Annotated in this window: 22 protein-coding genes; 16 read left to right on the top strand and 6 right to left on the bottom strand. The window is 62.3% G+C overall.

Features of this window, described 5'->3' with window-relative positions; translation table 11 throughout:
* The first annotated feature begins 98 nt into the window (after positions 1-98).
* From tatA to AC3YOG_RS09785, 6 genes are all read left to right on the top strand, one after another.
* Positions 99-314 (top strand): twin-arginine translocase TatA/TatE family subunit, encoded by a 216-nt coding sequence (gene tatA, locus AC3YOG_RS09810; RefSeq protein ID WP_127752608.1) that lies wholly within the window; start codon positions 99-101, stop codon positions 312-314.
* A gap of 54 nt (positions 315-368) precedes the next feature.
* On the top strand, positions 369-1070 hold the full coding sequence (gene tatB, locus AC3YOG_RS09805) for a Sec-independent protein translocase protein TatB (protein WP_489890496.1): 702 nt from the start codon (positions 369-371) through the stop codon (positions 1068-1070).
* Entirely contained in the window at positions 1070-1888 is an 819-nt protein-coding gene (gene tatC / locus AC3YOG_RS09800; protein WP_127752610.1) for a twin-arginine translocase subunit TatC, read from the top strand. Before tatB ends, tatC begins: the two co-directional genes overlap by 1 nt.
* Before the next feature lie 106 nt (positions 1889-1994).
* Positions 1995-3323 carry a serine--tRNA ligase gene (serS, locus tag AC3YOG_RS09795; protein ID WP_489934913.1) on the top strand — a complete coding sequence of 443 codons (1329 nt, stop codon included), beginning with the start codon at positions 1995-1997 and terminating at the stop codon, positions 3321-3323.
* Positions 3323-4099, top strand: a complete 777-nt coding sequence (gene surE, locus AC3YOG_RS09790) for a 5'/3'-nucleotidase SurE (protein WP_172122963.1) — start codon at positions 3323-3325, stop codon at positions 4097-4099. Before serS ends, surE begins: the two co-directional genes overlap by 1 nt.
* Before the next feature lie 531 nt (positions 4100-4630).
* The gene (locus tag AC3YOG_RS09785) at positions 4631-5500 is read left to right on the top strand and encodes a peptidoglycan DD-metalloendopeptidase family protein (protein ID WP_489934912.1); all 870 of its coding nucleotides are present in this window, start codon (positions 4631-4633) and stop codon (positions 5498-5500) included.
* Between the two features lie 44 nt (positions 5501-5544).
* Here AC3YOG_RS09785 and AC3YOG_RS09780 read toward each other — a convergent pair whose 3' ends face one another.
* Positions 5545-6420, bottom strand: a complete 876-nt coding sequence (locus tag AC3YOG_RS09780) for an ATP-binding protein (protein ID WP_489934911.1) — start codon at positions 6418-6420, stop codon at positions 5545-5547.
* A gap of 206 nt (positions 6421-6626) precedes the next feature.
* On the opposite strand from AC3YOG_RS09780, the gene yajC reads away from it, so the two are divergent.
* The 4 genes from yajC to AC3YOG_RS09760 are packed head-to-tail and all read left to right on the top strand — an operon-like array spanning position 6627 to position 10847.
* Positions 6627-6983: a preprotein translocase subunit YajC gene (yajC, locus tag AC3YOG_RS09775; RefSeq protein WP_127752615.1), complete on the top strand. Its 357-nt coding sequence runs from the start codon at positions 6627-6629 to the stop codon at positions 6981-6983.
* Between the two features lie 48 nt (positions 6984-7031).
* A complete protein-coding gene (gene secD, locus AC3YOG_RS09770; RefSeq protein ID WP_489935270.1) occupies positions 7032-9584 on the top strand; it encodes a protein translocase subunit SecD in 2553 nt (850 codons plus the stop codon).
* A 4-nt stretch (positions 9585-9588) separates the two neighbouring features.
* On the top strand, positions 9589-9984 hold the full coding sequence (locus tag AC3YOG_RS09765; RefSeq protein WP_127752617.1) for an Mth938-like domain-containing protein: 396 nt from the start codon (positions 9589-9591) through the stop codon (positions 9982-9984).
* A complete protein-coding gene (locus AC3YOG_RS09760) occupies positions 9984-10847 on the top strand; it encodes a phytoene/squalene synthase family protein (protein ID WP_489934910.1) in 864 nt (287 codons plus the stop codon). The genes AC3YOG_RS09765 and AC3YOG_RS09760 overlap by 1 nt, the downstream gene beginning before the upstream one ends.
* A 109-nt stretch (positions 10848-10956) precedes the next feature.
* Here the strand turns inward: AC3YOG_RS09760 and AC3YOG_RS09755 are convergent, their stop codons facing one another.
* The 5 genes from AC3YOG_RS09755 to uvrA all read right to left on the bottom strand — a co-directional run bounded on the left by AC3YOG_RS09755 (position 10957) and on the right by uvrA (position 16541).
* A complete protein-coding gene (locus AC3YOG_RS09755; protein ID WP_489934909.1) occupies positions 10957-11403 on the bottom strand; it encodes a YiiD C-terminal domain-containing protein in 447 nt (148 codons plus the stop codon).
* Positions 11400-12785, bottom strand: a complete 1386-nt coding sequence (gene trmFO / locus AC3YOG_RS09750) for a methylenetetrahydrofolate--tRNA-(uracil(54)-C(5))-methyltransferase (FADH(2)-oxidizing) TrmFO (RefSeq protein WP_489934908.1) — start codon at positions 12783-12785, stop codon at positions 11400-11402. The genes AC3YOG_RS09755 and trmFO overlap by 4 nt, the downstream gene beginning before the upstream one ends.
* 257 nt (positions 12786-13042) lie before the next feature.
* Positions 13043-13192, bottom strand: coding sequence for a DUF1127 domain-containing protein (locus tag AC3YOG_RS09745; protein WP_127752621.1), 150 nt, complete (start codon positions 13190-13192; stop codon positions 13043-13045).
* Positions 13193-13389: 197 nt separating this feature from the next.
* Positions 13390-13542: a hypothetical protein gene (locus AC3YOG_RS09740; protein WP_164854773.1), complete on the bottom strand. Its 153-nt coding sequence runs from the start codon at positions 13540-13542 to the stop codon at positions 13390-13392.
* 107 nt (positions 13543-13649) lie between these two features.
* On the bottom strand, positions 13650-16541 hold the full coding sequence (gene uvrA, locus AC3YOG_RS09735; RefSeq protein WP_489934907.1) for an excinuclease ABC subunit UvrA: 2892 nt from the start codon (positions 16539-16541) through the stop codon (positions 13650-13652).
* A gap of 460 nt (positions 16542-17001) precedes the next feature.
* On the opposite strand from uvrA, the gene ssb reads away from it, so the two are divergent.
* The 6 genes from ssb (at position 17002) to AC3YOG_RS09705 (ending at position 23765) form a co-directional block, all read left to right on the top strand.
* A complete protein-coding gene (gene ssb / locus AC3YOG_RS09730; RefSeq protein WP_172122972.1) occupies positions 17002-17502 on the top strand; it encodes a single-stranded DNA-binding protein in 501 nt (166 codons plus the stop codon).
* A 257-nt stretch (positions 17503-17759) separates the two neighbouring features.
* Positions 17760-18968: a tyrosine-type recombinase/integrase gene (locus tag AC3YOG_RS09725; protein ID WP_489934906.1), complete on the top strand. Its 1209-nt coding sequence runs from the start codon at positions 17760-17762 to the stop codon at positions 18966-18968.
* Positions 18965-20524, top strand: a complete 1560-nt coding sequence (locus AC3YOG_RS09720; protein ID WP_489934905.1) for a site-specific integrase — start codon at positions 18965-18967, stop codon at positions 20522-20524. The genes AC3YOG_RS09725 and AC3YOG_RS09720 overlap by 4 nt, the downstream gene beginning before the upstream one ends.
* Positions 20521-22491, top strand: a complete 1971-nt coding sequence (locus AC3YOG_RS09715) for a hypothetical protein (protein WP_489934904.1) — start codon at positions 20521-20523, stop codon at positions 22489-22491. The genes AC3YOG_RS09720 and AC3YOG_RS09715 overlap by 4 nt, the downstream gene beginning before the upstream one ends.
* Positions 22492-22791: 300 nt before the next feature.
* A complete protein-coding gene (locus tag AC3YOG_RS09710; RefSeq protein WP_489934903.1) occupies positions 22792-23313 on the top strand; it encodes a hypothetical protein in 522 nt (173 codons plus the stop codon).
* Entirely contained in the window at positions 23310-23765 is a 456-nt protein-coding gene (locus AC3YOG_RS09705) for a hypothetical protein (RefSeq protein WP_127752628.1), read from the top strand. The genes AC3YOG_RS09710 and AC3YOG_RS09705 overlap by 4 nt, the downstream gene beginning before the upstream one ends.
* Positions 23766-23786: the final 21 nt, after the last annotated feature.

Genomic DNA, 23786 nt, shown 5'->3' with positions numbered 1-23786 from the left:
GCAATCAGCAACACGTTCTTGTGTTTGCCCGCGATTAAACCTATTTCTCGCTATATCTGTCAGGCTATCGCGATGGACGTAGTTCAAGGGAGATTGATATGCACGCGCCAGGAATTTGGGGCATCCTCGTTGTGGCCGTTGTGGTCATCCTGTTGTTTGGCCGTGGCAAGATTTCCGGCATGATGGGTGAAGTCGCCAGCGGCATCAAAGCCTTCCAGAAAGGCATGCGCGACGACGATGACAAGCCGGTCAACCGGGTCACCACCACCGCTGATATCGAAGCCCGCGAAGCCGAAAAGACCCGCGAGCTCTAAGGTCCCGGTCATCGGGTCCGTTTAGACGACGCGTTCGTAGGCAAGGATACTTATATGCTCGGCTTGGGCTGGACAGAGATGCTGGTCATCGGGGTCGTGGCGTTGATCGTCATTGGCCCCAAGGACCTGCCCGTAGTGATGCAGCGCGTCGGCAAGATCGTCGGCCAGATCCGTCGCATGGGCAACGAGTTCCAGCGCGAGATCAACAAGACGACGGGGCTCGACGAGGTGCGCAATCTGCGCAACTCCATCACCGCGCCGCTTAAAAAGACCAGTGAAGAAATCCGGCGTGAGTTCAACGCCATGACCCCGACGGGGCCCAAGCCCAGCGGGATCATCAAGCCTGCCGATCCGGCGGCCGAAAGCGTGGTCGACGAGATACGCGCTGCCGCTGGCATCCAAACGCCCGCCGCCGAGGCGACTGCTTCGGCGCCCGCCCCGCTCCCTCCCGCTCAGATTGTTGAGGCGCCTGTGCAAGCCACCCCAGCCCCTACCGCGCCGGTCACCACCACCGAACTCGCGCCCCTCAATGCCCCGGCCACGCCCAAGACGCGCAAGCCGCGCACCAAGAAGGCGGCATCTGAGGGCGAAGTGCCCGATGCTCTGCCCACCGAGCCTGCCGATTCGCCGGCGGCCCCAACGCCCCGCCAGCCGCGCAAGCGCTCCAAGAAACCGAGCGAAACCGAACAAGTGCCCGCGCTTCCCGGCGAGCCTGCCGATAGCCCGGCAGCTCCAACGCCGCTTGAGAACAGCTGATGGCCGACGAGAAGCTCAAGATCGAAGGCACGGCGCCCGAGCCTGAAGACGAGCTGGCGGGTAGCGAAGCCCCGCTGCTCGAGCATCTGGTCGAACTGAGAAAGCGCCTGATCTATTCGGCGATCGCCGTGGTCGCCCTGATGATGCTGTGCTTTGTTTTCGCCGGCAACATCTTCGATGTGCTGCTCGGACCCTATCGCTCGATCTATTCCGATCCGGGCGATCTGGAGCTGATCTATACCGCGCCCCAGGAATTCTTCTTCACCCAGCTCAACCTCGCCCTGTTTGGTGCCATTTTCCTGGGCTTCCCGTTTATCGCCAGCCAGATCTACATGTTCGTGGCGCCCGGCCTCTACAAGCATGAGCGCCGCGCCTTTATCCCTTACCTCATTGCCACGCCCATCTTCTTCATTCTGGGCGCTTGCATGGTGTATTTCGTCGTCCTGCCCATGGCGCTGCACTTCTTTGCGGGCATGCAGACCGATGAGATCCGCATGCTCACCAGCGTCTCCGAATATCTCGGCCTAGCCATGACGCTGATCCTGGCTTTCGGCGTTTGCTTCCAGCTGCCCGTGGTGTTGACGCTCCTGGCTCAGATCGATCTGGTCCATGTCGACATGCTCAAGAAGGGCCGCCGCTACGCCATTGTCGGCATCCTGATCTTTGCCGCCTTCATCACCCCGCCAGATCCGATTTCCCAGATCGGTCTTGCCGTGCCCATGTACCTGCTCTACGAGCTTTCGATCATGTCAGTGCGCATGATCGAGCGGCGCCGCGCTGCCGCCGAAGCGGCTCGGGCGAGCGGACTCTCGTCCTGATCGCCGGCAACTGACCGACCCGCTTGGGGCCTGCCTGCCGCATCTGCTGGCGGCTGGCCCCCGCGTCCCGAAACCCTTGAAGAGGTGGGGTGCAGCCCCTCTAGCCATGTTCGATATCAAATGGATCCGCGCCAATCCCGAAGCCTTTGATGCCGGCATGTCGCGCCGCAAGGGCGTGCCTGTGCGCGCGGCCGATCTCTTGGCCATTGATGATCGCCGCCGCGACATCATCACCCGCCTCAATGACGCGCAGGAAAAGCGCAACACCCTGTCCAAGCAGATCGGCCAGGCCAAGGCACAAAAGGACGAAGCCAAGGCCGCCGCGCTGATGGCCGAGGTCGCCGGCCTCAAGGAGTTCATCCCTCAGGGCGAAGCCGAAGAGCGCGCCGTTGAGCTTGAGCTTCGCAACGCTCTGTCGGTGCTGCCCAACCTCGTCTTCGAGGATGTGCCGGATGGGACCGACGAAACCGGCAATGTCGAATATTTCGGCCGCAACGGCACCGCCGAAACCGCCGCGCAGGTGCGTGCGCCAAAGCCGAGCCTGAGCTTTGCCCCCAAGGAGCATTTTGAGCTCGGCGAAGCCATGGGCGCCATGGACTTTGAAACTGCCGCCAAGCTCTCGGGCAGCCGCTTTGTTGTCCTCAAGGGTCAGCTGGCCCGCCTGGAACGCGCCCTCGGCCAGTTCATGCTCGATCTGCACACCACCGAGCATGGCTACCTCGAAGTGCAGCCGCCCTTGCTGGTCAAGGACGAGGCGCTGTTTGGCACCAACCAGCTGCCCAAATTCGAGGAAGACCTGTTCTTCACCCCGCATGGCGACAGCCGCCTGGCACTCATCCCTACCGCCGAAGTGCCGCTCACCAATCTCGTGCGCGAAGCGATCCTTAGCGAGGAAGAACTGCCCCTGCGCTTCACCGCGCTCACCCCGTGCTTCCGCTCCGAAGCGGGCTCTGCGGGTCGCGACACCCGTGGCATGCTGCGCCAGCACCAGTTCAACAAGGTCGAGCTCGTTTCGATCACCACGCCCGAAACCTCGGTCGACGAGCACGAGCGCATGCTGGGCTGTGCCGAAACCGTGTTGCAGCGCCTGGGCCTGCATTATCGGGTCATGAACCTGTGCACCGGCGATATCGGCTTTGGCGCCAAGCGCACCTATGACCTCGAAGTCTGGCTGCCCGGCCAGAACACCTATCGCGAAATCTCCTCGGTTTCGGTCTGCGGTGATTTCCAGGCCCGCCGCATGGATGCCCGTTATCGTCCCGCCGGCGAAAAGCAGGCGCCGCGCTTCGTTCATACCCTCAATGGGTCGGGCACGGCCGTGGGCCGCTGTCTTATTGCCGTCATGGAAAACTATCAGCAGGAAGATGGCACCATTGCCATTCCCGCTGTGCTCCAGCCCTATATGGGCGGCCTCACCACGATCGGACGCCCATAATGGCCTTGCGCATCCTCATCACCAATGACGACGGTGTGGATGCGCCGGGCATCGAAGTGATGACCGCCATCGCCCGCGAACTGAGCGACGATGTCTGGATCGTCGCGCCCGATGGCAACCAGAGCGGGGCAGGGCACCGCTTCACGCTCGGGCGCGAACTCAGCATCGACGAGCGCGGGCCCCGCCGCTTTGCCGTGGTCGGCGGCTCGCCCGCCGATTGCGTCGTGGCCGGCATGACCCACCTCCTGGGCGATCACCCCGCCGACCTCGTTCTTTCCGGCGTCAATGCCGGCCAGAACCTGGGCGATATCATCAATTGCTCCGGCACCGCTGGCGGGGCGCGCGAAGGCGCGCTTCAGGGGGCAGTCGGCATCGCCATGAGCCAGGCCATCAATTACGAGCAGGGCCACGCCATCGATTGGTCCAATGCCCGGCGCTATGGCGCCGCTGCCGCCCGGGCAATTCTCGCTGCGTCCCCGCCGCGCGACATCTATTACAACGTCAACTTTCCCACCTGCGCTCCCGATGCAGTCAGCGGCCTCGCCGTGGTGCGGCATCAGCGCTTTTCGCGCTCTCCCTTCCGCTATTACGCCAGCGACAATCCCGGCAAGTTCTTCGTCGCCATTCCCGAAACTCCCATGCCCTTGGATCCAGCCGCCGATTTCGAGCAGCTGCGCCAAGGCCATGCGGTAACCGTAACCCCACTGGGCCTGCAGCAAACCGACACCGCCGAATTGTTGCGCATCGCCGGAACGCTGACGCTCGCCCAGGGCTGAGCGGCCTTTCCGCGCCTTAACCTTACCGAACACAAAACCCGTTCGGATTTTATGCAAATCGCGACGGCTTTAAACTCGTCTTTACCTTACCGGCCTAGATTCAAACTCGTGTTGAGTAGCCGCGTACGGATGAGAATAATGAGTACACGCGTATCCCGCCGGGCCTTAAAGAATGCCGTCGCGATCGGAGGCCTTGTGGTCGGTGCGGTTGCGCTTTCGGGCTGTTCGAGCCTGGGTAGTCGCAGCTTTGGTGACTCGACGGTCACCAGTTCTGTGGGCCAGTCCTCGCCGGCTTCGCTCAACCAGCCCATGCCATCGAGCTTGGGCGCGTCCACCCGGGTTGCCGAAGGCTCGTTCGTGCCCCCCGCTAACGTTAGCGGCGGTGGCGGCGGCTGGAATTCGCCTCCCTCAGGCTACCCACAACCGATGACCGCAATGGCGCCGGTTGCGCCGACGGGCTCGATGCCGTCCGTGCAGTCCCAAGACCTTCCAGTACTGAGTTCACAGTCTTCAATGGGAACACAACCCGCCATGCAAGCCCAGACCAGCCTTGCCCCCGTCGCTCCCCTTCCTCCCGCCGTTGCCATGGGCGCTCCGCCGTCCAACCTTGCAGCCCAGCGGCCCCAGCTGGCTGCCACTCCGGCCCCAACGGCTCCCGCCGCCAGTGCCAATGGCGCCTACACCCACACCATTGCCAGCGGCGAGTCGCTCTACACCATCGCCCGTCGCTATGACGTGACCACCCAGGCCCTGGTGCAGGCCAATGGCCTGTCCTCACCCGACAAGATCGTTGTGGGCCAGGCCGTGATCATTCCGGGCCGCTCGGATCTGGCCAAGCCAGCCGCTCCGGTGACCCAGCTGGCCAGCGCTGCACCGACTGCCGCGCCTGCCGCCGCCACCATCGCCACTCTGCCCACGACGCCGACTCCAACGGCTGCGGCACCCGCCGCTCCGAGCCAGCCCGCGGCGGCACCGGCAGCGCCCACCAAGACGGCCACGGCTCCGGCGCCCGCCGCCGAGCCGGCCATGTCGGGCAATGACAAGTTCCGCTGGCCCGTCACCGGTCGCGTCCTCACCGATTTTGCCTCGTCCAAGGGCACGGGCATCAATATCGAGGCCTCCGAAGGCAGCGCTGTCGCCGCCGCCGAAAATGGCACCGTCATTTATGTCGGCTCGGGCGTCGAGGGTTATGGCAATTTGATCCTGATCCGCCACCCCAATGGCTATGTCTCGGCCTATGCGCACCTCAAGTCGATGAGCGTTGCCAAGGGTGCCGTGGTCAATCGCGGCGACACCATCGGTGCCGCCGGTATGTCGGGCTCGGTGTCCAAGCCCCAGCTCCACTTCGAGCTGCGCAAGGGCGCAACCCCGGTCGATCCGATGCCGCTGCTCGCCAGCTAGGCATCGCCTGACAGCTTCGGAGACTGCTTGAAGGGCAGGGCGGTTTATACCGCCTTGCCCATTTCTCCAGCCAGCGTCCGCACCAGCTGGATCGCCACGCGGCCTGACCGCGCCCCGCGCGTCGCCGACCATTCGATCGCCCGCGCCCGCAACGTTTCCTCGTCGATGTCGAGCCCGTAATGCTCGGCATAGGTTTTGACCATGAGGAGGAACGTGGGCTGGTCGCAATTGTGGAACCCCAGCCACAATCCGAATCGATCCGACAGCGACACCTTCTCCTCCACCGCTTCCCCCGGCGTGATCGCAGTGGCGCGCTCGTTCTCGATCATGTCGCGCGGCATCAGGTGCCGCCGGTTCGAGGTGGCATAGAACAGCACATTGTCCGGGCGCCCCTCGAGCCCGCCATCCAGAATGGTCTTGAGCGACTTGTAGGAGGTTTCCCCGCTGTCAAAGCTGAGGTCATCGCAAAAGACGATGAACCGCCCCTCGGCATTGGCGATCCGCCGCATCAGCACCGGCAGCGATTCCAAATCCTCGCGCGCAATCTCGATCAGCACCAGCCGCAGGAAGCCCTCATCGGTTCGCTCGACGATGTCGGCATGGATGGCCTTGACCAGCGAGCTCTTGCCCATGCCTCGCGCGCCCCAGAGCAGCGCATTATTGGCCCCATGCCCGCGCGCAAACTGCTCGGTATTGCGCAGCAGGATATCCTGCACCGCATCGATTCCCTTGAGCATGGCCAGCGGCACCCGGCTTACCCGCGGCACCGGCATCAACTGCCCGGCAGCACCGTCCCAGTGGAATGCCGAAGCGCTCGCCAACACCGCCGCCTGGTCGACGCCTGCATCCTTTGGCTGTAAGGCTTGGGCGATCCGGGCGAGGGACTGGGCGATCTCGGCGAGATAGTCTTGGCTGGTCAACGGGGCTTCCTTTGTTGTTGCCGCGGCAATGTGTGACTCCCGGATTGCCTTTGCAATGGAAGGGGGCCGCGGGTATACTCCGCGCGATTTTGATCCGGGCGCAAGTGCTGCAGCCTAGATTTGCGTCCAGTCGCGCCCTACATGCCAATCGGCTAGGCGCCCGTTCTCCAGCAAAGCCAAAAAAGAAAACCTAAAGGAGCTCGCCGATGTTTGTTACGCCCGCTTTTGCCCAGGCGGCAGGCGCCCCCGTCGCCGGTGGTGGAATTCAGGACATCATCATCCAGATGATGCCCATTCTGCTGCTCGTGGTGATTTTCTGGCTGCTGATCTTCCGCCCCCAGCAGAAGCGCCTCAAGGCGCAGCGCGAAATGCTCTCGGCGATCCGTCGTGGCGATACCGTTGTGACCACTGGCGGCATCATCGGCAAGGTCACCAAGGCCGTTGACGGCGAAGACCTCGAAGTCGAGATCGCCCAGGGCGTCAAGGTCAAGCTGGTGCGCGGCATGGTTGCCGATGTTCGCACCAAAGCCGAGCCCGTCAACGACAACAAGCCTGTCGTCTAAGCAGGATCATGCCGGGGCTCTGCCCCGGTTTTTTCGTCTCTAGGACACCTGATGCAGTTCTCGCCCGTTCGTACCGCTATCATCGTCATTGTTGCCCTGATGGGCATTCTCTTTGCCGTGCCGAGCTTCTTGCCGGACAATGTGAGGGAGAACTGGCCCGGCTGGCTGCCGAAGCAGACCGTGGTGCTGGGGCTTGATCTGCAGGGCGGCTCGCACCTGCTGCTTCAGGTCAACGAACAAGGCATCGTGTCCGAACGGCTGCAAAGCCTGCGCCGTGATGTGCGCAACGTCCTGGCCAACCAGAACGGCATCGGCAATCTCATCACCACCGATGCCGCCAACAACAGCCTCGTCATCGAGCTGACCGATCCCGGCCAGCTCGAAGCGGCGCGTACGGCCCTCCAGGGCCTGCAGAACACCGTCAGCAATTCCATGTTCGCGGCCGCCGGCGTCAACGAACTGGCCTTTGGCGAAACCCCCGATGGCAAGCTCACCGTTTCCCTGACCCGCGAAGGCATCGCCGAGCGCACCTCTTCGCTCGTGTCCCAGTCCATCGAAGTCATTCGCAACCGCATCGACGAGCTTGGCACCACCGAGCCCTCCATCCAGCGCCAGGGCACCAATCGCGTTCTTGTCCAGGTTCCCGGCTTCGGCGATAGCGAGCGCCTCAAGAACCTCATTTCCCAGACCGCGCGCCTGACCTTCCACATGGTCTATCCCGGCCTGACTGCTGCCCAGGCGGAAGCCCAGGGCTTGCCGGCCGGCACCATGATCCTGCCCAGCCAGGATGGCGGCGCCGAGCTGATCTTTGAAGACGTGGCCCTTGGCGGCGAGTCGCTCGTTGATGCCCAGCCCAGCTACGACCAGCAGCGCGGCATTCCGGTCGTTTCCTTCCGCTTCGACACTAATGGCGCCCTGACCTTTGGCCAAATCACCTCGGCCAATGTCGGCCAGCGCTTTGCCATCGTGCTCGACGAGCAGGTCATCACCGCGCCCGTGATCCAGCAGCCCATCACCGGTGGCACCGGCCAGATCTCGGGCAGCTTCACCACCCAGAGCGCCAGCGATCTTGCCGTGCTGCTGCGCGCCGGCGCCTTGCCCGCCTCGCTCGATGTGGTCGAAGAGCGCACCGTTGACGCCAGCCTTGGCGCCGACTCCATCCGCTCGGGCCTCACCGCTGGTATTGTCGCCGCCGTCCTCGTGATCACTTTCATGGTGATCGCCTATGGGCTGTTCGGCGTCTTCGCCAACATCTCGCTGATCCTCAACATCGTCCTGATCTTTGGCGCGCTGTCCATGCTCGGCGCCACGCTGACGCTGCCCGGCATCGCCGGCATCGTGCTGACCATCGGCATGGCCGTGGACGCCAACGTGCTTATCTACGAGCGCATGCGCGAAGAAATGAAAGCGGGCAAGACCCCGCTGCAGGCCATCAATGCCGGCTTCGAACGGGCCTGGGGCACGATCGTTGACTCGCACCTGACCCAGCTCGTTGCCGCCGTGGTGCTCTATTTCCTCGGCTCGGGTCCGGTGCAGGGCTTTGCGGTTACCCTCGCGCTCGGCATCGTGACCTCGCTCTTCACCTCCTACACGGTCACGCTCTACTTCGTGCGCCTGTGGTACAACTGGCGTCGCCCCAAGACCCTCAAGATCCAGCACTTCCGCTTCATTCCGGACGGCACCAAGATCCCGTTCATGAAGATCTCGCGCTATGTGATCGCCTTCTCGCTGGTCGCTTCGGTGCTGTCGCTGGGCTCGGCCTATTTCAAGGGCTTCAATCTCGGCATCGACTTCGTGGGCGGCACCGCGATCGAAATCCAGCATGTCGGCGGCCCCGCCGATGTTGGGCAGGTGCGCGAGCTGCTTGAGGGCCTCGGCCTCGGCGAAGTGCAGGTGCAAGGCTTTGGCACGCCCGAGGACGTGCTGGTGCGCGTCCAGGCCCAGGAAGGCGGCCAGGATGCCGATCAGGTCGCCGTCCAGAAGGTCGTCGACGCCCTCGCTACCGAGAACTACGAAGTGCGCCGCACCGAAGCGGTGAGCGGCACCGTTTCGAGCGAATTGGCGTGGAAGGGCACGATCGCCGTGATCATCGCGCTCGTGGCCATCCTGTTCTATCTCTGGTTCCGCTTCGAATGGCAGTTCGCCATGGCCGCGGTCACGACCACCACGCACGACATCATCATGACCATCGGTCTGTTCTCCATTACCGGATTGGAGTTCAATCTGACCTCCATCGCGGCGGTGTTGACCCTGGTGGGTCTGTCGCTCAACGAAACCGTGGTGATCTCGGACCGCGTCCGCGAGAACATGCGCAAGTACAAGAGCATGCCCATGCCCGAGCTGATTGATCTGTCGATCAACCAGACCATCGTGCGCACCTCGCTCACCCAGTTCACCGTGTTCCTGGCGCTCATTCCACTGGTGCTGTTTGGCGGGGAAGTGATCCGCTCCTTCACCATCGCCATGACCTTCGGTTCGCTGGTGGGCATGTATTCTTCGATCATCGTTGCCGGCCCGATCCTGATCAATTTCGGCCTCAAGTCCCGGGCTGAGCGCACCGATCTGGCCGAAAAGAAGCCCGTCGACGAGCCGGCTGTCTGAGGCCATGTCGGAGGAAGGGCGCGGCAGCGGCTTTTACCCGCAACAGGTCGGCATTGATGCCTATGGCAAAGGCGGGTTCCGTTTTGCCGACCTGTCCCATCGCGGCTCGCTCCTCTGCCTGCCCACGGGCATGCACGCCTGGGACGTCACCGAGCCCGGTGACATCACGCTCGAAAGCCTCGCTCCGGTTTTTGCCGCGGCCGACGCCATCGATGTTCTGCTGATCGGGCTCGGCTTTGACATTTTCGGGCTACCCCGCGGCATCCGCGAAGCGCTGCGCGAGTGCAACATCATCGTCGAAGCCATCGCCACTGGTGGCGCCGTGCGCACCTATAATGTTCTGCTGGCCGAGCAACGCGCCGTTGGCGCCGCGCTGCTGGCCGTCGACCGGGTCCGGTGATGGCACAGGCCCAGGCGACTGGCAGCAATCAAAGCTTCAGGCATGCCGCCACGAGCCTGCGCGAACTCGACCGCGACCGTTATCTCTCGACCCTGGTGCTGGGCGAGCACCGGGACCCCGTCACCGCGCTTTATGCCTTCAGCGCCGAAGTCGCCGCCATTCGTGAGCGCGTCTCCAATCCCGCGCCCGGCGAAATTCGCCTCCAGTGGTGGAATGACGCTCTGAGCGGAGAAGGGCACGGCGAGCTGCGGCAGAACCCGGTAGCCGACGCGTTGCTCCAAACTGTGGAGCGCTACGCCATTCCCGCCGGCACCCTGCAGCGCCTGCTGGGCGCGCGGCGCTTCGATCTCTATGACGATCCCATGCCCGATCTGGAAAGCTTCGAGGGTTATGCCGGCGAAACCGCCTCGACCCTGTACCAGCTCGCGGCGATGGTCCTCAACAACGGCCAGCTCGTCGAGCCCGGTGACGCCGCCGGTCATCTCGGCGTCGCGCACGCCCTGATCGGCCACCGCCGCGCCTTTGGTGTCCTCGCCCGGCAAGGGCGCATCATGCTGCCCTGGACCATTTTTGCCGCCAACGGTGTGCGCGAAAGCGAGATCTTTACCGGCACCGAAAGCGACGGCCTTGCCGCTGCTCTCGGCCAGATCGCCGAACTCGCCGCCGACCACCTCGCCAAGGCCGAGACTGCTATTGCAGCGCTGCCCGGAGATCTGCGCCCCGCCTTTGCCCCGCTCACCACGCTGCGCGCCCAGCTCGAGCGCATCAACAGCTCAGGGGAGGGTCTCTTCGCGATTCCCCCTGACTTGCCCGACTGGCAGAAAATCGCCCGCCTCTCCTGGTGGACATTCCGCAACCGCTAAGCGCCCCTGCGGCCGGGCGGACTTCCGAGGCCGCCCCACCCACTAGCTGTCACCCCGGCCTTGAGCCGCGGCCCATCCCGAGATGGCGGTGCCTAAGCACGACGCGCGGCTACTCCCGCTCCCCGCCAAACGCCACGAACTCGCCGCGAAACGCCCCCGCCATCTCACCGGCATAATCCAGCCGCGAGACGACCGCGATCCGCGCCACGCCCTTGCGCGCCAGCATGCGCGTAAACGCCGCCCAGTCGCCATCCAGCGTTGCCGTTGCCGTGAACTCTCCGGCAATGGGGCGCAAATATTCCATGCTGTTACGCTGGATCACCAGCCGGCTCGGCAACCCCTGCGCAGTCACCCTCACATGCAGCAGCGACCAGGCCGCAAGCGTCGCCAGCGCCGAAGCGCTGCCGCCAAACACCGTATCGCGGTGATTGATATTGGGCGCGAGTGGCGCGCCCAAAGTCACGGCTTCGGCGCTGCTCGAGACCACCTGCACGGCCATCGCCCGCGACAGCGGGATATGTTCATGCAGATAGGCTTGCAGCGCCTCGTTCGTCATGCCCAGCTCTTGAGATCGTCCAGCGCCCGCGCCGTGATCATGCGCCGTTTGGCGATCACCTTGTCATTGCCGCGCCAGCGCCCCGCGCCCTCGGGCTTGGTCACCGTCACTTCCGGGAACAGCCCGAAATTGACATTCATCGGCTGGAACGAGCGTGCTCCGCTATAGCCTTCGGCTTCGAGGTGCCCGCCCGTGATATGGCCGAGCAGCGCGCCCAGTGCCGTGGTGATCGGGGGCGGGGGCAGGGTGTCGCCACGCGCTTCGGCCGCCGCCATGCGTCCGGCCAGCAGCCCGATCGCCGCGCTTTCCACATAGCCTTCAACGCCCGTCACCTGGCCGGCAAAGCGCAGCCGCGGATCAGCCTTGAGTTTGAGATCGGCGCCCAGCACCTTGGGGGAATTAAGGAAAGTGTTGCGGTGCAGGCCGCCGAGACGCGCGAACTGCGCGTTCTCGAGCCCCGGGATCATGCGGAAGATCTCGGCCTGGATGCCATAGCGCATCTTGGTCTGGAACCCGACCATGTTCCACAGCGTCCCCAAAGCATTGTCCTGCCGCAACTGCACGATCGCATAGGGCTTGACCGTGGGGTTGCGCGGATTGGTCAAACCGACCGGCTTCATCGGTCCGTGGCGCAGCGTTTCGCGGCCCCGCTCGGCCATCACTTCGATCGGCAGGCAGCCATCGAAATAGGGCACCTTCTCCCAATCCTTGAACTCGTGCAGCGGCGCTTCGATCAGCGCGTCGACGAACCGGTTATACTGCTCCTGGTCCATCGGGCAGTTAAGGTAGTCCGCCCCGGTGCCGCCCGGCCCCGCCTTGTCATAGCGCGACTGCGCCCAGACAATGTCCTGGTTGATGCTGTCGTAGTGCACGATGGGCGCTATGGCGTCGAAAAACGCCAGCGCATCCTCGCCCGTCAGCTTCAGCACCGCCTCGGCCAGTGCCGGGGAGGTGAGGGGCCCGGTCGCCACGATCACATTGCGCCAGTCCGCTGGCGGCAAGCCGGCGACTTCCTCGCGCTCGATGGAAATATTGGGGTGGCTCTCGATCGCCTTGGTCACCTCGGCCGAAAAGCCGTGCCGGTCCACCGCCAGCGCACCGCCGGCCGGCAACTTGTGCTGGTCGGCCGCCTGCATGATCAGCGAGCCGCAGCGCCGCATCTCTTCATGCAACAGCCCCACGGCATTCTGCTCATGGTCGTCCGAGCGGAAGCTGTTGGAACACACCAGCTCCGCCAGGCTCTCGGTCTGGTGGGCATCGGTGGCGCGCACTGGGCGCATTTCGTGGACGATGACGCGCGCGCCGGCCTGTGCCGCCTGCCAGGCAGCTTCGGAGCCGGCCAGACCGCCGCCAATGATATGGATAGGTTCTGATGAGGACATGCGCGCCCATAACAAGGCCGCTGCCTCAGTGCAACTGCCGCGTCTCGCGGCCGTGCTGCCAGGCGCTCAATTGCGCTTGAGCACTTGTTCAGCAGGCGTTCATCGCCGTGAACGGCAATCCTGCTTTGCCCTATTGCTGGGCGAATCTTTGCAGCTGATTGTCAAACGAGCAGGCTCGCCTGAACAGCAAAACACCCGCATCTCACAGAGAAGCGGGTGTTCGGTCTATGTCAAACCTGATGCTTGGGCAGTAATGCTTAAAGCGTGCTGGCATGATCGCGAGCAACACGGGTGATATCGGTACGCGAAATACCCAGATCGTTCAGCTGGCGATTGTCGAGAGCGGTGAGCTCACGGACGGTCTGCTGGTAAGCGGCCCACTTCTTGAAAGTCTTGCGGATGTCCATTCGATTTCTCCTTGCGTCTACGCCGATATATCTAGGCCATTGCGCACGACACTTGCAGTGGGTGATTGGTCAAACGAGCCATGCACGCCAAGCGCGGCTTTAACCACCGCCGTTCATTTCCGGTTAAAGCTCCGGTCAAAAATAAGGCCGCGGGATGGAGATCCCACGGCCGGTGCTTATTTCTGCGCTTGGCGTGTTCAGCGGTCGAACAGCCCGCGCGTCATTTTGTTGAACTCCGGCCCGCAAAGCCCCAGCGGATCAGGCTCTCGCCGGCAGGGGAGGTTGATTTCCCGGCGGTCCTGCTTGATCTCGACAGGGCGCTTGATGCACCAGACGGCACGCACGAACATGGCCCGTGCTCCTGTTCCAAATCGCGACAAACCCAAGCATGCCGAGCTTCGCTGTCACCTTCCACTGCTCATCGGGCAGGCGCGACATGCGCCCTCCGCATGGCTGGCTACTCCGCCGCCCGCCGCGCCGTGGCCGGCCGCCGCTCCATCACCTGCTTGAGGAAGGTGCCGGTATGTGAGCGCGGGCTCGCCGCCACCTCTTCGGGCGTGCCTTGCGCCACGATCTCGCCGCCGCCATCGCCTCCTTCGGGGCCCAGATCGATGACCCAGTCGGCGGTTTTGATCACTTCGAGATTGTGCTCGATCACCACCACCGTATTGCCGGTATCCACCAGCTCGTGCAGCACATCGAGCAGCTTGGCGACATCATGGAAATGCAGCCCCGTCGTCGGCTCGTCCAGCATATAAAGCGTGCGCCCGGTGGCCCGCTTGGACAGCTCCTTGGATAGCTTGACGCGCTGCGCCTCGCCGCCCGACAGCGTCGTTGCCGGTTGCCCAACCTTGACATAACCCAGCCCCACCCGCTGCAGCGTCGTGAACTTGTCGCGGATTGTCGGCACCGCGGAAAAGAACTCCACCGCCTCGTCGATGGTCATGTCGAGCACATCCGAAATGGACTTGCCCTTGAACTGCACTTCCAGCGTTTCGCGGTTGTAGCGCTTGCCCTTGCACACATCGCAAGTGACATAAACATCGGGCAGGAAGTGCATCTCGATCTTGAGCACGCCATCGCCTTCGCACTTCTCGCAGCGGCCGCCCTTGACGTTGAACGAGAACCGCCCCGGCCCATAGCCGCGCGTCTTCGCTTCCGGCAGGCCCGCAAACCACTCGCGCAGCGGCGTGAACGCGCCGGTATAGGTCGCCGGATTGGAGCGCGGCGTGCGCCCGATGGGGGACTGGTCGATATCGATGACCTTGTCCAGATGCTCGAGCCCGGTCAGCGATTTGTGCGGCGCCGGCATCACCCGTGCCCCGTTGAGGCGCCGCGCGATGGCGGTATACATCGTGTCGATCATCAGGGTCGACTTGCCGCCGCCCGACACCCCGGTAATGGCCACGAACATGCCCAGCGGCACATCCACATCCACATCCTTGAGGTTGTTGCCCGTGGCGCCGCGCACCGACAGATACTTGCCGGTCTTGCCCTCGCGGCGCTCCGCCGGAATGGCAATGCCCATCCGGCCCGACAGATATTTGCCGGTGAGGCTGTCCTCATGCGCCAGGATCTGGTCGGGCGTGCCTTCTGCCACGATATGGCCGCCATGCACCCCGGCACCCGGGCCGATATCGACCACATAGTCGGCCGTCAGGATTGCATCCTCGTCATGCTCCACGACAATGACGGTATTGCCGAGGTCGCGCAGCCGCCGCAGCGTATCGAGCAGGCGCGCATTGTCGCGCTGGTGCAGCCCGATCGAGGGCTCGTCGAGCACATACAGCACGCCCGTCAGCCCCGAGCCGATCTGGCTGGCGAGGCGAATGCGCTGCGATTCCCCGCCCGACAGCGTGCCCGAATTGCGCGACATGCTGAGGTAATCGAGCCCCACATCGATCAGGAAGGTCAGCCGGTCCCGGATTTCCTTGAGAATGCGCTCGCCGATCTGCTTCTGGCTAGGCGTCAGCTGCGCCATCAACCCGGCAAACCATTCATCCGAGGCGCGGATCGACATTTCGGTGACCTGCCCGATATGGAGCCCCGCAATCTTGACCGCGAGCGTTTCGGGCTTGAGCCGATACCCGTTGCAGGCAACGCATGGCGCCTGCGACATGTATTTTTCGATCTCCTCGCGCATCCCCGCGCTTTCGGTTTCCTTGTAGCGCCGCTCGAGATTGCCGATCACCCCTTCAAAGGGCTTGGTGGTCTTGTATTGCCGCAAGCCGTCGTCATAAACGAACTCGATTGCCGTCCGTCCGGTGCCATAGAGCACCGCCTGCCGCACCTCGTCGGGCAGGTCGGCCCAGGCGGTCCCGGTCGAGGCGCCGAAATGCTTGACCACCGCGCTCAGCGTTTGCAGGTAATAGGGCGCCGAAGTCTTGGCCCAGGGCAGCACCGCCCCGTCGCGCAGGCTGAGGCTTGAATCGGGCACGACCTGGCCCGGATCGATCTTCTGCTCGGTCCCCAGCCCGTCGCACACCGGGCAGGCACCAAATGGATTGTTGAACGAAAACAGCCGCGGCTCGATCTCGGCAATGGTGAAGCCGGAAACCGGGCAGGCAAACTTTTCCGAAAAGGTGATCTGGCGCGGCTTGCCGCTCTCATCGGTTTCGTCGGCCAGTTCCACCAACGCAATGCCGTCGGCGAGCTTGAGCGCCGTTTCAAAGCTTTCCGCCAAGCGCCCGCTGAGGTCGGGGCCCACGACCACCCGGTCGATCACCGCCTCGATATCGTGCTTGAACTTTTTGTCGAGGGTAGGGGCATCCTCGAGCTCGTAATATTCGCTGTCGATCTTGACGCGCTGGAACCCCTTGCGTCCCAGTTCCGCCAGTTCCTTCTTGAACTCGCCCTTGCGCCCGCGCGCAATCGGCGCCAGCAGATAAAGCCGCGTGCCCTCGGGCAGCTCCAGCACCCGGTCCACCATTTGCGACACGGTCTGGGACTCGATCGGCAGCCCCGTGGCGGGCGAATAAGGAATGCCTACGCGAGCAAACAGCAGGCGCAGGTAATCGTAGATTTCTGTGACCGTGCCCACCGTCGAGCGCGGATTGCGCGAGGTGGTTTTCTGTTCGATGGAAATCGCGGGCGACAGCCCCTCGATATGCTCCACATCGGGCTTTTGCATCATTTCGAGAAACTGCCGCGCATAAGCGGACAGCGACTCCACATAGCGCCGCTGCCCCTCGGCATAGATCGTATCGAACGCCAGCGAGGACTTCCCCGAGCCGGACAGGCCCGTCATCACGATCAGGCTGTCGCGCGGCAGCCGGACATCGATGCCCTTGAGATTGTGTTCGCGCGCGCCGCGCACCACGATTTCACGATTAAGGCTGGGATTGGGCATCACGATCCATGTTCATAAAGGCTGCGCCAGACAGGTGTCGGCATATAACGGCCGGACGGTCGGCGGGAACTCACAAATAGGGGCGCGCCACCGGGCAGGCAAGGCAAAGGGCCGGCATGGCGGCCTTGCACCCGCTGTCAACGCGCCCAACAAAGCCCCGGGGTCAGGCGCTCACCCCCTTGGAGCCACTCCATCCCGCAGGGCTGCTGACACAGCGTGTCAGTAGCGTCCCCATCGCGCACCTCCCGAGCGGCCCCTTCCGCCATCCTTGACTCACCCTGCGCTGAGAACATAAGATGAACGAAGTTAAAGGGCAATCCCCATCTACTGGGGTCCAGCGGTCAGGCGCAGCCGGCACAAACCGGTTCAAAACGCCAAAAAAGGCTGAGCGGCCGCGGTTTTGGGCGTTAAGTAGAACCCAAGCGGGCCGCAGGCCAAGCAAAGCGAAACGGAGCATGTCATGGCAGGCAGCGTCAACAAGGTCATTCTGGTAGGCAATCTGGGCAACGACCCCGAAGTGCGCAATCTTCCCAGCGGCGGCAAGGTGGTCAATCTGTCCATCGCCACCTCGGAAAACTGGAAAGACAAGAACACCGGCGAGCGGCGCGAAAAGACCGAATGGCACCGGGTGGTGATCTTTTCGGAAGGTCTGGCGCGTGTAGCCGAAAGTTACCTCAAAAAGGGCTCCAAGGTTTACATCGAAGGCCAGCTTCAAACCCGCAAATGGCAGGACCAAAGCGGCCAGGACAAATACTCCACCGAGATTGTGCTGCAGGGCTTCAACTCTAACCTTACGCTGCTCGACGGCCGCGGCGAGGGTGAAGGGGCAGGGGGCGGCGAGCCCGGCGGCTTCCGCGGCGCCCGCCAGTCCGACAATGGGGGCGGTGGCGGCGGCCGCCGTCCATCCCCGAGCGCCCCGGCCTTTGAGTCCGGCGGCATGGACGACGACATCCCGTTCTAGAGCCCGGTATCCGGCGGGTGTAAATCAAGCCGCCACAACACATTGATATCTAACAGGAAATGGCCGCTTTCGAGTGGCCATTTTTGTAAACTAATTCTGGATCTAGAACCCGATATCCGCCGAGTGTAAACTAAATCGGCGCAAGCGGTTGAATCCAAAGCAGATTCAGCCATCATCAATGTGTTTTAGCATTGCAATTAGACCAAGCCATGCACTCGTGAGAGCCTGAATGGGAGTTTTCCATTTGAGTTCCGCGCATGCAGTCAAGGCCGATCCGGTTCACCGCCCAGCCGTTCACGTTCCCGTCCACAGGCGAGCGCATCGTCATTGTTGAAGGACCGCCGCACGGTATCATCTACGAGCCGGCCTCGATCTATATCACCATTAACCTGCGCTCGCATGGGCTGTCGCCGAACACCATGCTCAAGCAGATGCAGGCGGTCACGATGCTTCTGAACTGGGCAGTCGATAGCAACCTGGATATCGAGCAGCGCATAGGGACCTGTGACCTCTTTCTGGTCGAGGAAATTCACGCCCTGAAAGAAGCCCTGCGCATGCACACCGGCAACGGGCAGCGTCGCGACCAGGAACTCGTTAGCGCCTCGCATTATACCAATCGCGTTATCGCCGTTCGAGATTATGTGGCCTGGCACGTCCAGCGAGTGATCCAGCGCATTCCTGCCAGCGGTGTGCACCGCGTTCTCGAGGCCCGTCGTCGCCTGGATGATTTTCAACGCCTAATGACGAGCGACTTGCCGTCGGCACGCATCAGGGAGCGAAATGGGCTGTCGGACGAGATCCAGCAGATATTCTTGGACGCGATAGTTCCGGGCAGCCTGACGAACCCTTTCAAGCCGCCCTACCAAATCCGGAACTACTGCCTCTTGCTATACTATCATGAGTTTGGATTGCGGCGAGGAGAGCCCTTGAAGATCAAGGGCGAAGATCTTGCATTGCACGGCACCCACCCCATCCTAATGCTGCGCGACCGCAAGGACGAAATCGAAGATCCCCGGTCGAGGGAGCCAAGGTTCAAGACCTATGCGCGCGACCTGGCGATGGGGTCAGTTCTCGTCTCGGCTACCAAAAAATGGTTGGCTGACAGATCCAAGAATTACCCGCTAGCAAAACGGTCGCCCTACCTCTTTCTCTCTCGGACGGGCCGGCCGTTGTCGATGAACACCGTCAACGACATGTTCCTGCTGATGAGGACCAAAGTCCCTGGATTGCCGCCTGACTTCACGGTCCACCATACCCGCCACAATGCGAATGACCGCTTTACCGCATTTGCAAAGGAGCAGGGGTGGGATGAAGCGACCACCAAACGCAATCGCAACTACATGTTCGGCTGGGCAAAAACGTCGGACCAGGGCGAGAAGTACACCAATCGTAGCACGCGTGAAGATGCCGCCCGGGCGTCGATGGCAATGCAAGATCGTAGTGTGCGCGGAGGGTTTGCGCCATGATGAACCCCAACAGCAAGCAGGCCCATGCCGGGTATCGCTCTCAGGGCGTCATCTACGACCTGGACAATCTGCCGGTCGATGCAACCACCCAAAAGTGGCGCTTGAACAGTGTCGGCAACCACGTGCTCAATTGGGCGGGTGTACCCTTTACGTCGCCCTCCATTTTGGATGCAGCGATCGGGTTCATGAAGTCTGTCGTGGCCACACAGGCCCCAGTATCGGCCTTCAATACCTTCCACGCCATCCAGACATTGGATCGCAGCCCAGCATTCGTGGATGCTGATGAGTCCGACGATGTCATTCCGCTGGTCGCCTTCACCGAATTGCTGCTGGCAGATGCAAATGACACATGGCGTACCCACTACGTCCGCCACTTTTACAATTGGGCGGCGGATTGGGGTTACCCCAATTTTTCGGCTGAAGTCGCCTTCGAAGCCAACCAAATGCGAATTGGCGGCAACGAAAAGGGGCGTGCTGTCCTGTCGGCAGACCCAGAAGCTGGTCCTCTTACCGATCTGGAAATCACGGGCCTATTGAACGCGCTTAAGGCGGCCGAGGACTCAGGGTCGCTCAATCCAGATGAAGCGGCCGCCTTGTGGCTGTCGATCGCCCTGGGACCAAACTCCGTGCAGATGTCGACCTTGCGTGAGGAAGACCTCAAAATCTTCAAAGACGATGGGGGAAAGCCGGCGTTTTTTCACATGGACGTACCGCGCATGAAAAAGGCGGGCCTCGGCCTTAGGGCCGGCTTCCGTAGACGGCCGCTGAACACTCAGATTGCTGCGAGCGTCCTTCGTCTCATTCATCACAACGCACGAATGCGGAAGAGCTCGAAGCACGTGCGTGAGAAGATCCGCCCGATGTTTCCTCGGCCTGCCGTGAGGCACTCGATCGAAGACGGGCCGATGGCTGACTACGCTACCCATATGACCCCACCGGAGTTCACCCGCCTCATAGCCAGTGCCGTCGACAAACTTAGCGTTATCTCTCACCGCACCGGGCGGCCGCTCAAGGTGACCACTCGGCGCCTGCGCTATACCTTCGCCACTCGCCTGGTGCGCGAAGGTGTTTCCAAGCGCGAAGTGGCGGATCTGCTCGACCACAGTGACCTGCAGAACGTCCAGGTCTACTTCGACATCAAGTCCGATATCGTCGACAATCTCGACAAGGCGATGGCGATGACGCTGGGGCCGCTCGCTCAAGCCTTCATGGGAAAGGTGGTCCAGGGCTCGGACCAGGCCACGCGTGGCACCGATCCCACCAGTAAGGTGGCGACGATCGACAAGGAGCGGAACGCCATACGCGAAGTCGGCAGCTGCGGCTCATTCTCGTTCTGTCGCCTGATGGCCCCGATCGCCTGTTACACCTGCAAAGACTTCCAGCCTTGGATGGACGCACCTCACCACCTGCTGCTCGATGATCTTCTCAAAGATCGTGAGCGCAAGCAGAAGGCTGGTATGGACGCCCGTATGGTGTCGATCGCCGACAGCACCATCCTGGCGATCGCCGATGTCATCAACCGAATTGAGGAAGCGACCAGGGAGGCTGGCAAATGAATGTCATCATCCTTCCGTCAGCTCGCGAGCGGGATGCCCGTACAAATCTAACCGCATTCATCGACAAAGCCCGGCAAAGTGGCGCATTCGGTCCTGTCGTCTTCCAAGAACCGGTGTGGGAAGCCGTCGCTCTTCGCACCAAAAAGCGTGTGACGGCCGGTAAGGTATCAGAGGGTTTGCACTTCCTGACCAATGGCGGTGGCAAGGGTGCCGGCGCTCCGGTACCATTCCCGGAACCGTTCGGCGCGTTCGTCAAAGCTGTGGTCAGGATGCGGGAGACATGGACGCCGACGGCGATCGAGAACCATCGCGTCTTAATCCGCGCTTGCCGGTACCTGCTCCCGGAGTTGGAGCAGTTCGGCTATGACCCCACATACCTGATCGCAGATCATTTCGATGCAGCCGCCCGGCGAGCACTGGAACAGTTGTCACCTTTGACGGCGTACGGCACCGGCAAGGCCTTGGCTCACGTGGCGGCGATCGTCTCGCAATACAACCTGGCGCGTGTTCGCATCGACTGGTCCAATACCATCCGCCGCCCTCATAGTCAGGACCGTGTGAGCGATGAAGCGGTGGCGACCCGTACCAAACGCCTGCCCACGCAGGCGGCGCTGGATGCGCTTCCGACAATAGCTAATCTGGTCGCGGAAGATCGTGACATCCTCCGCATGCGCGCCATCGAGCTTCTGGTCTGTGGGGGATGGCGTATCAACGAGTTGCTTAACCTGCCTCTCGATTGCGAGGTGGAGGAGGCAACACTGAAGCACGGCCGGCCATCCGAAAACGACGACGGTTCACCGGCCGTCCGGTACGGCATCCGCTACAAGGCGGAGAAAGGCTTCAGCTGGACTATCAAGTGGATACCGACCGGAATGGTCGACGTTGCTCGCCGAGCTGTCGCTGACATCACCAGGATCACCCAGCCGGTGCGGGACGATGCCCTATGGATGCTGGATAACCCTGACTCCATCAATATTCCCGAGCTGCACCGAGATCCGGAACGGTTGATCAAAACCAAGGAATTTGAAGCCATCACGGGCCTCAAATCTCAGTTTTTTGGAGATCGCAGCGTTCCTATCTTCAAGACCGGAGGGCCTCGGGGGGAAGTGGCTGCGAAGGCAGGCGACATCATCAAAGCGCTCCTGCGCGAGAGCCCGATCGCTCAAGGAGAATATCCCGCTCACAAGTACCTCTTCCTGATCCGAGAAAACGGCATGCACGCGCAGCGTGGAGCCCTTCCCGGAACGGTCCGACACCTGACCGACGCGATGATCTCGAACTTCATAGTCGGCAGCGCCGGGGTGAGGAATGTGTTCGAACGCTTCGGCATGTTCGAATCCGACGGGTCGCCGATCAGGGTGACGTCGCATCAGTTTCGGCACTGGCTCAACACCCTGGCGCAGGAAGGCGGGATGAGCCAGGAGCTGATCGCGCGCTGGTCGGGACGGAAGGACATGGCACAGAACGCGGCATACGATCATATGACCGGGCGCCAGCTGGCCGAACAGGTTCGAGCGATGGCCGACAGCGGTCGGGTCCATGGCCACCTCATCCAAGTCGGCGAAGGCTTGCCGCCGGCCGACCGCAAGGACTTCCTGGCAACGCAGCTCGCGACCGCGCACGTCACCGATCTCGGTCTATGCTCTCATGATTGGGGGCTCGCTCCGTGCCCGGTGCATGGGGATTGCGCGAGCTGCGGTGAGCACCTGATCGACAAGGGAAACGAACTCCAGAAGCAGGCGGCGATTGATCTGCTTGCCGATGTCGAAGGTCTGATTGCGGTGTCGGTGGTGGAGGCTGAAGACGGGACCTATGGTGCGAACCGATGGTTGGACGCGCACGTGCGACAGCGTGATGATCTGAAAGCTGTGTTGGCGGTGCACGAAGATCAGTCCATCCCAGACGGCACACTGGTGCATTTGGGTGAGCAGGCGGCCGAACCGGTAAAACGGACGAGTGGCAGGTAAAATATTCTATCCACTGTATTCCCAGGCATTCCCGGAATTCGGCAAGCCTTACGAAAATTGCCTTTTAATGACAATCACTTACGTTGCAGGCGGCTCATAGTGAAGTCACGATGTCGGTGGGCGGCGGTTGCCCCCGTCGTGTCGGCATGCGCTGCCAGGCTCGTTGAGTGATCTTCGGGGACGGCATCGGCTATCCTTAAGGTACGTGAATTCATGCTGGAATCCGTCCTGCAATCCATTCGGGTCAGACCTTCGTTAAAGGTATCGCTCTATGCATCCCATAGAAGTGGGAGCCGATCCTTGGCCAAGCCGATGTCGAAAGTAGCGTTGCGCAACGCCGAGGGACCGAAGCTACGGGTCGCCGGGCGCCGGCGCATCACCGACTACGACATGAGGACGATCGTGCAGATCGTGCGCAATTGGCCTACTGCTCCAATAACGTGGGAACTCATTGTCGAAAAGGTGGAGCGTGAACTCGCTGTCGCCGATCCGGAAGGAAAAAAATCAGGTCTGGGCGGTTGGACCCGCCAGGGCCTCTCCCGCCGGCCTGCAATCAAGAAAGCCTATCTCGAGCGACGGACGGAATTGGCGGTCGAGGTCGAGCGCGTCAAGAAAAACCCAGCGCGAAACCGGGATCCTGAGATCGTCGTCTTGCGCCGAGAGCGAGACGCCCTCAAGATCGAGAATGCCCAGCTAATCGAGCAGATCCAGCAGTACCGGCAGCGCATTGCCTTCATGACGCATAACGCTGCAGTAGGGAAGCCGCCGGACCAGCTCGAGCAACCCCTCAAGAAGAAGATGCATCGCAGAGGCCTGGATTGAACGCACTTTCCGGGGCGGACATCGGCGCCAACAATGCCAGTCGGCTTGCAGAGTATCTGTCGGGCTTGGAGACCGCAGGCATAGGCTTGCCGGTGCGCGGCGGCAAACCCAACATGTCTGCTATCGCCATCGCCTGTTCGTTCGACCGTCAGGTGCTCTACAAGAACCCTGCGGCGGCATCCTTGCTCGAAGACTTCATTGCCCGACATCCGATCGCTGGGTCGGGTACGGACGTCGTCGTCGATCGCGAAGACAAGCCAACGGCAGACAAGCGCGACAACCGCATCCGTCAACTCGAGCAGCAGCTCGCCGCGGCCCGGGCCGAAGTGTCCGGCTTGCGTGAACAACTGCGGCGATACCGGCATATCGAAGAGCACGTCATCTCCACCGGTCGCGGCGTCCGTGCTCCCTTTCTTTCCGGGCCGTCCCTTGGAGAGATCGGAAAGCCGTGACCGTCCCTCGGAGCCGACCTG

The sequence above is a fragment of the Devosia sp. Z6_126 genome (assembly GCF_058133495.1).
The sequence above is the reverse complement of the archived record's forward strand: the minus strand, read 5'-3'. Positions and strand labels throughout refer to the sequence as shown.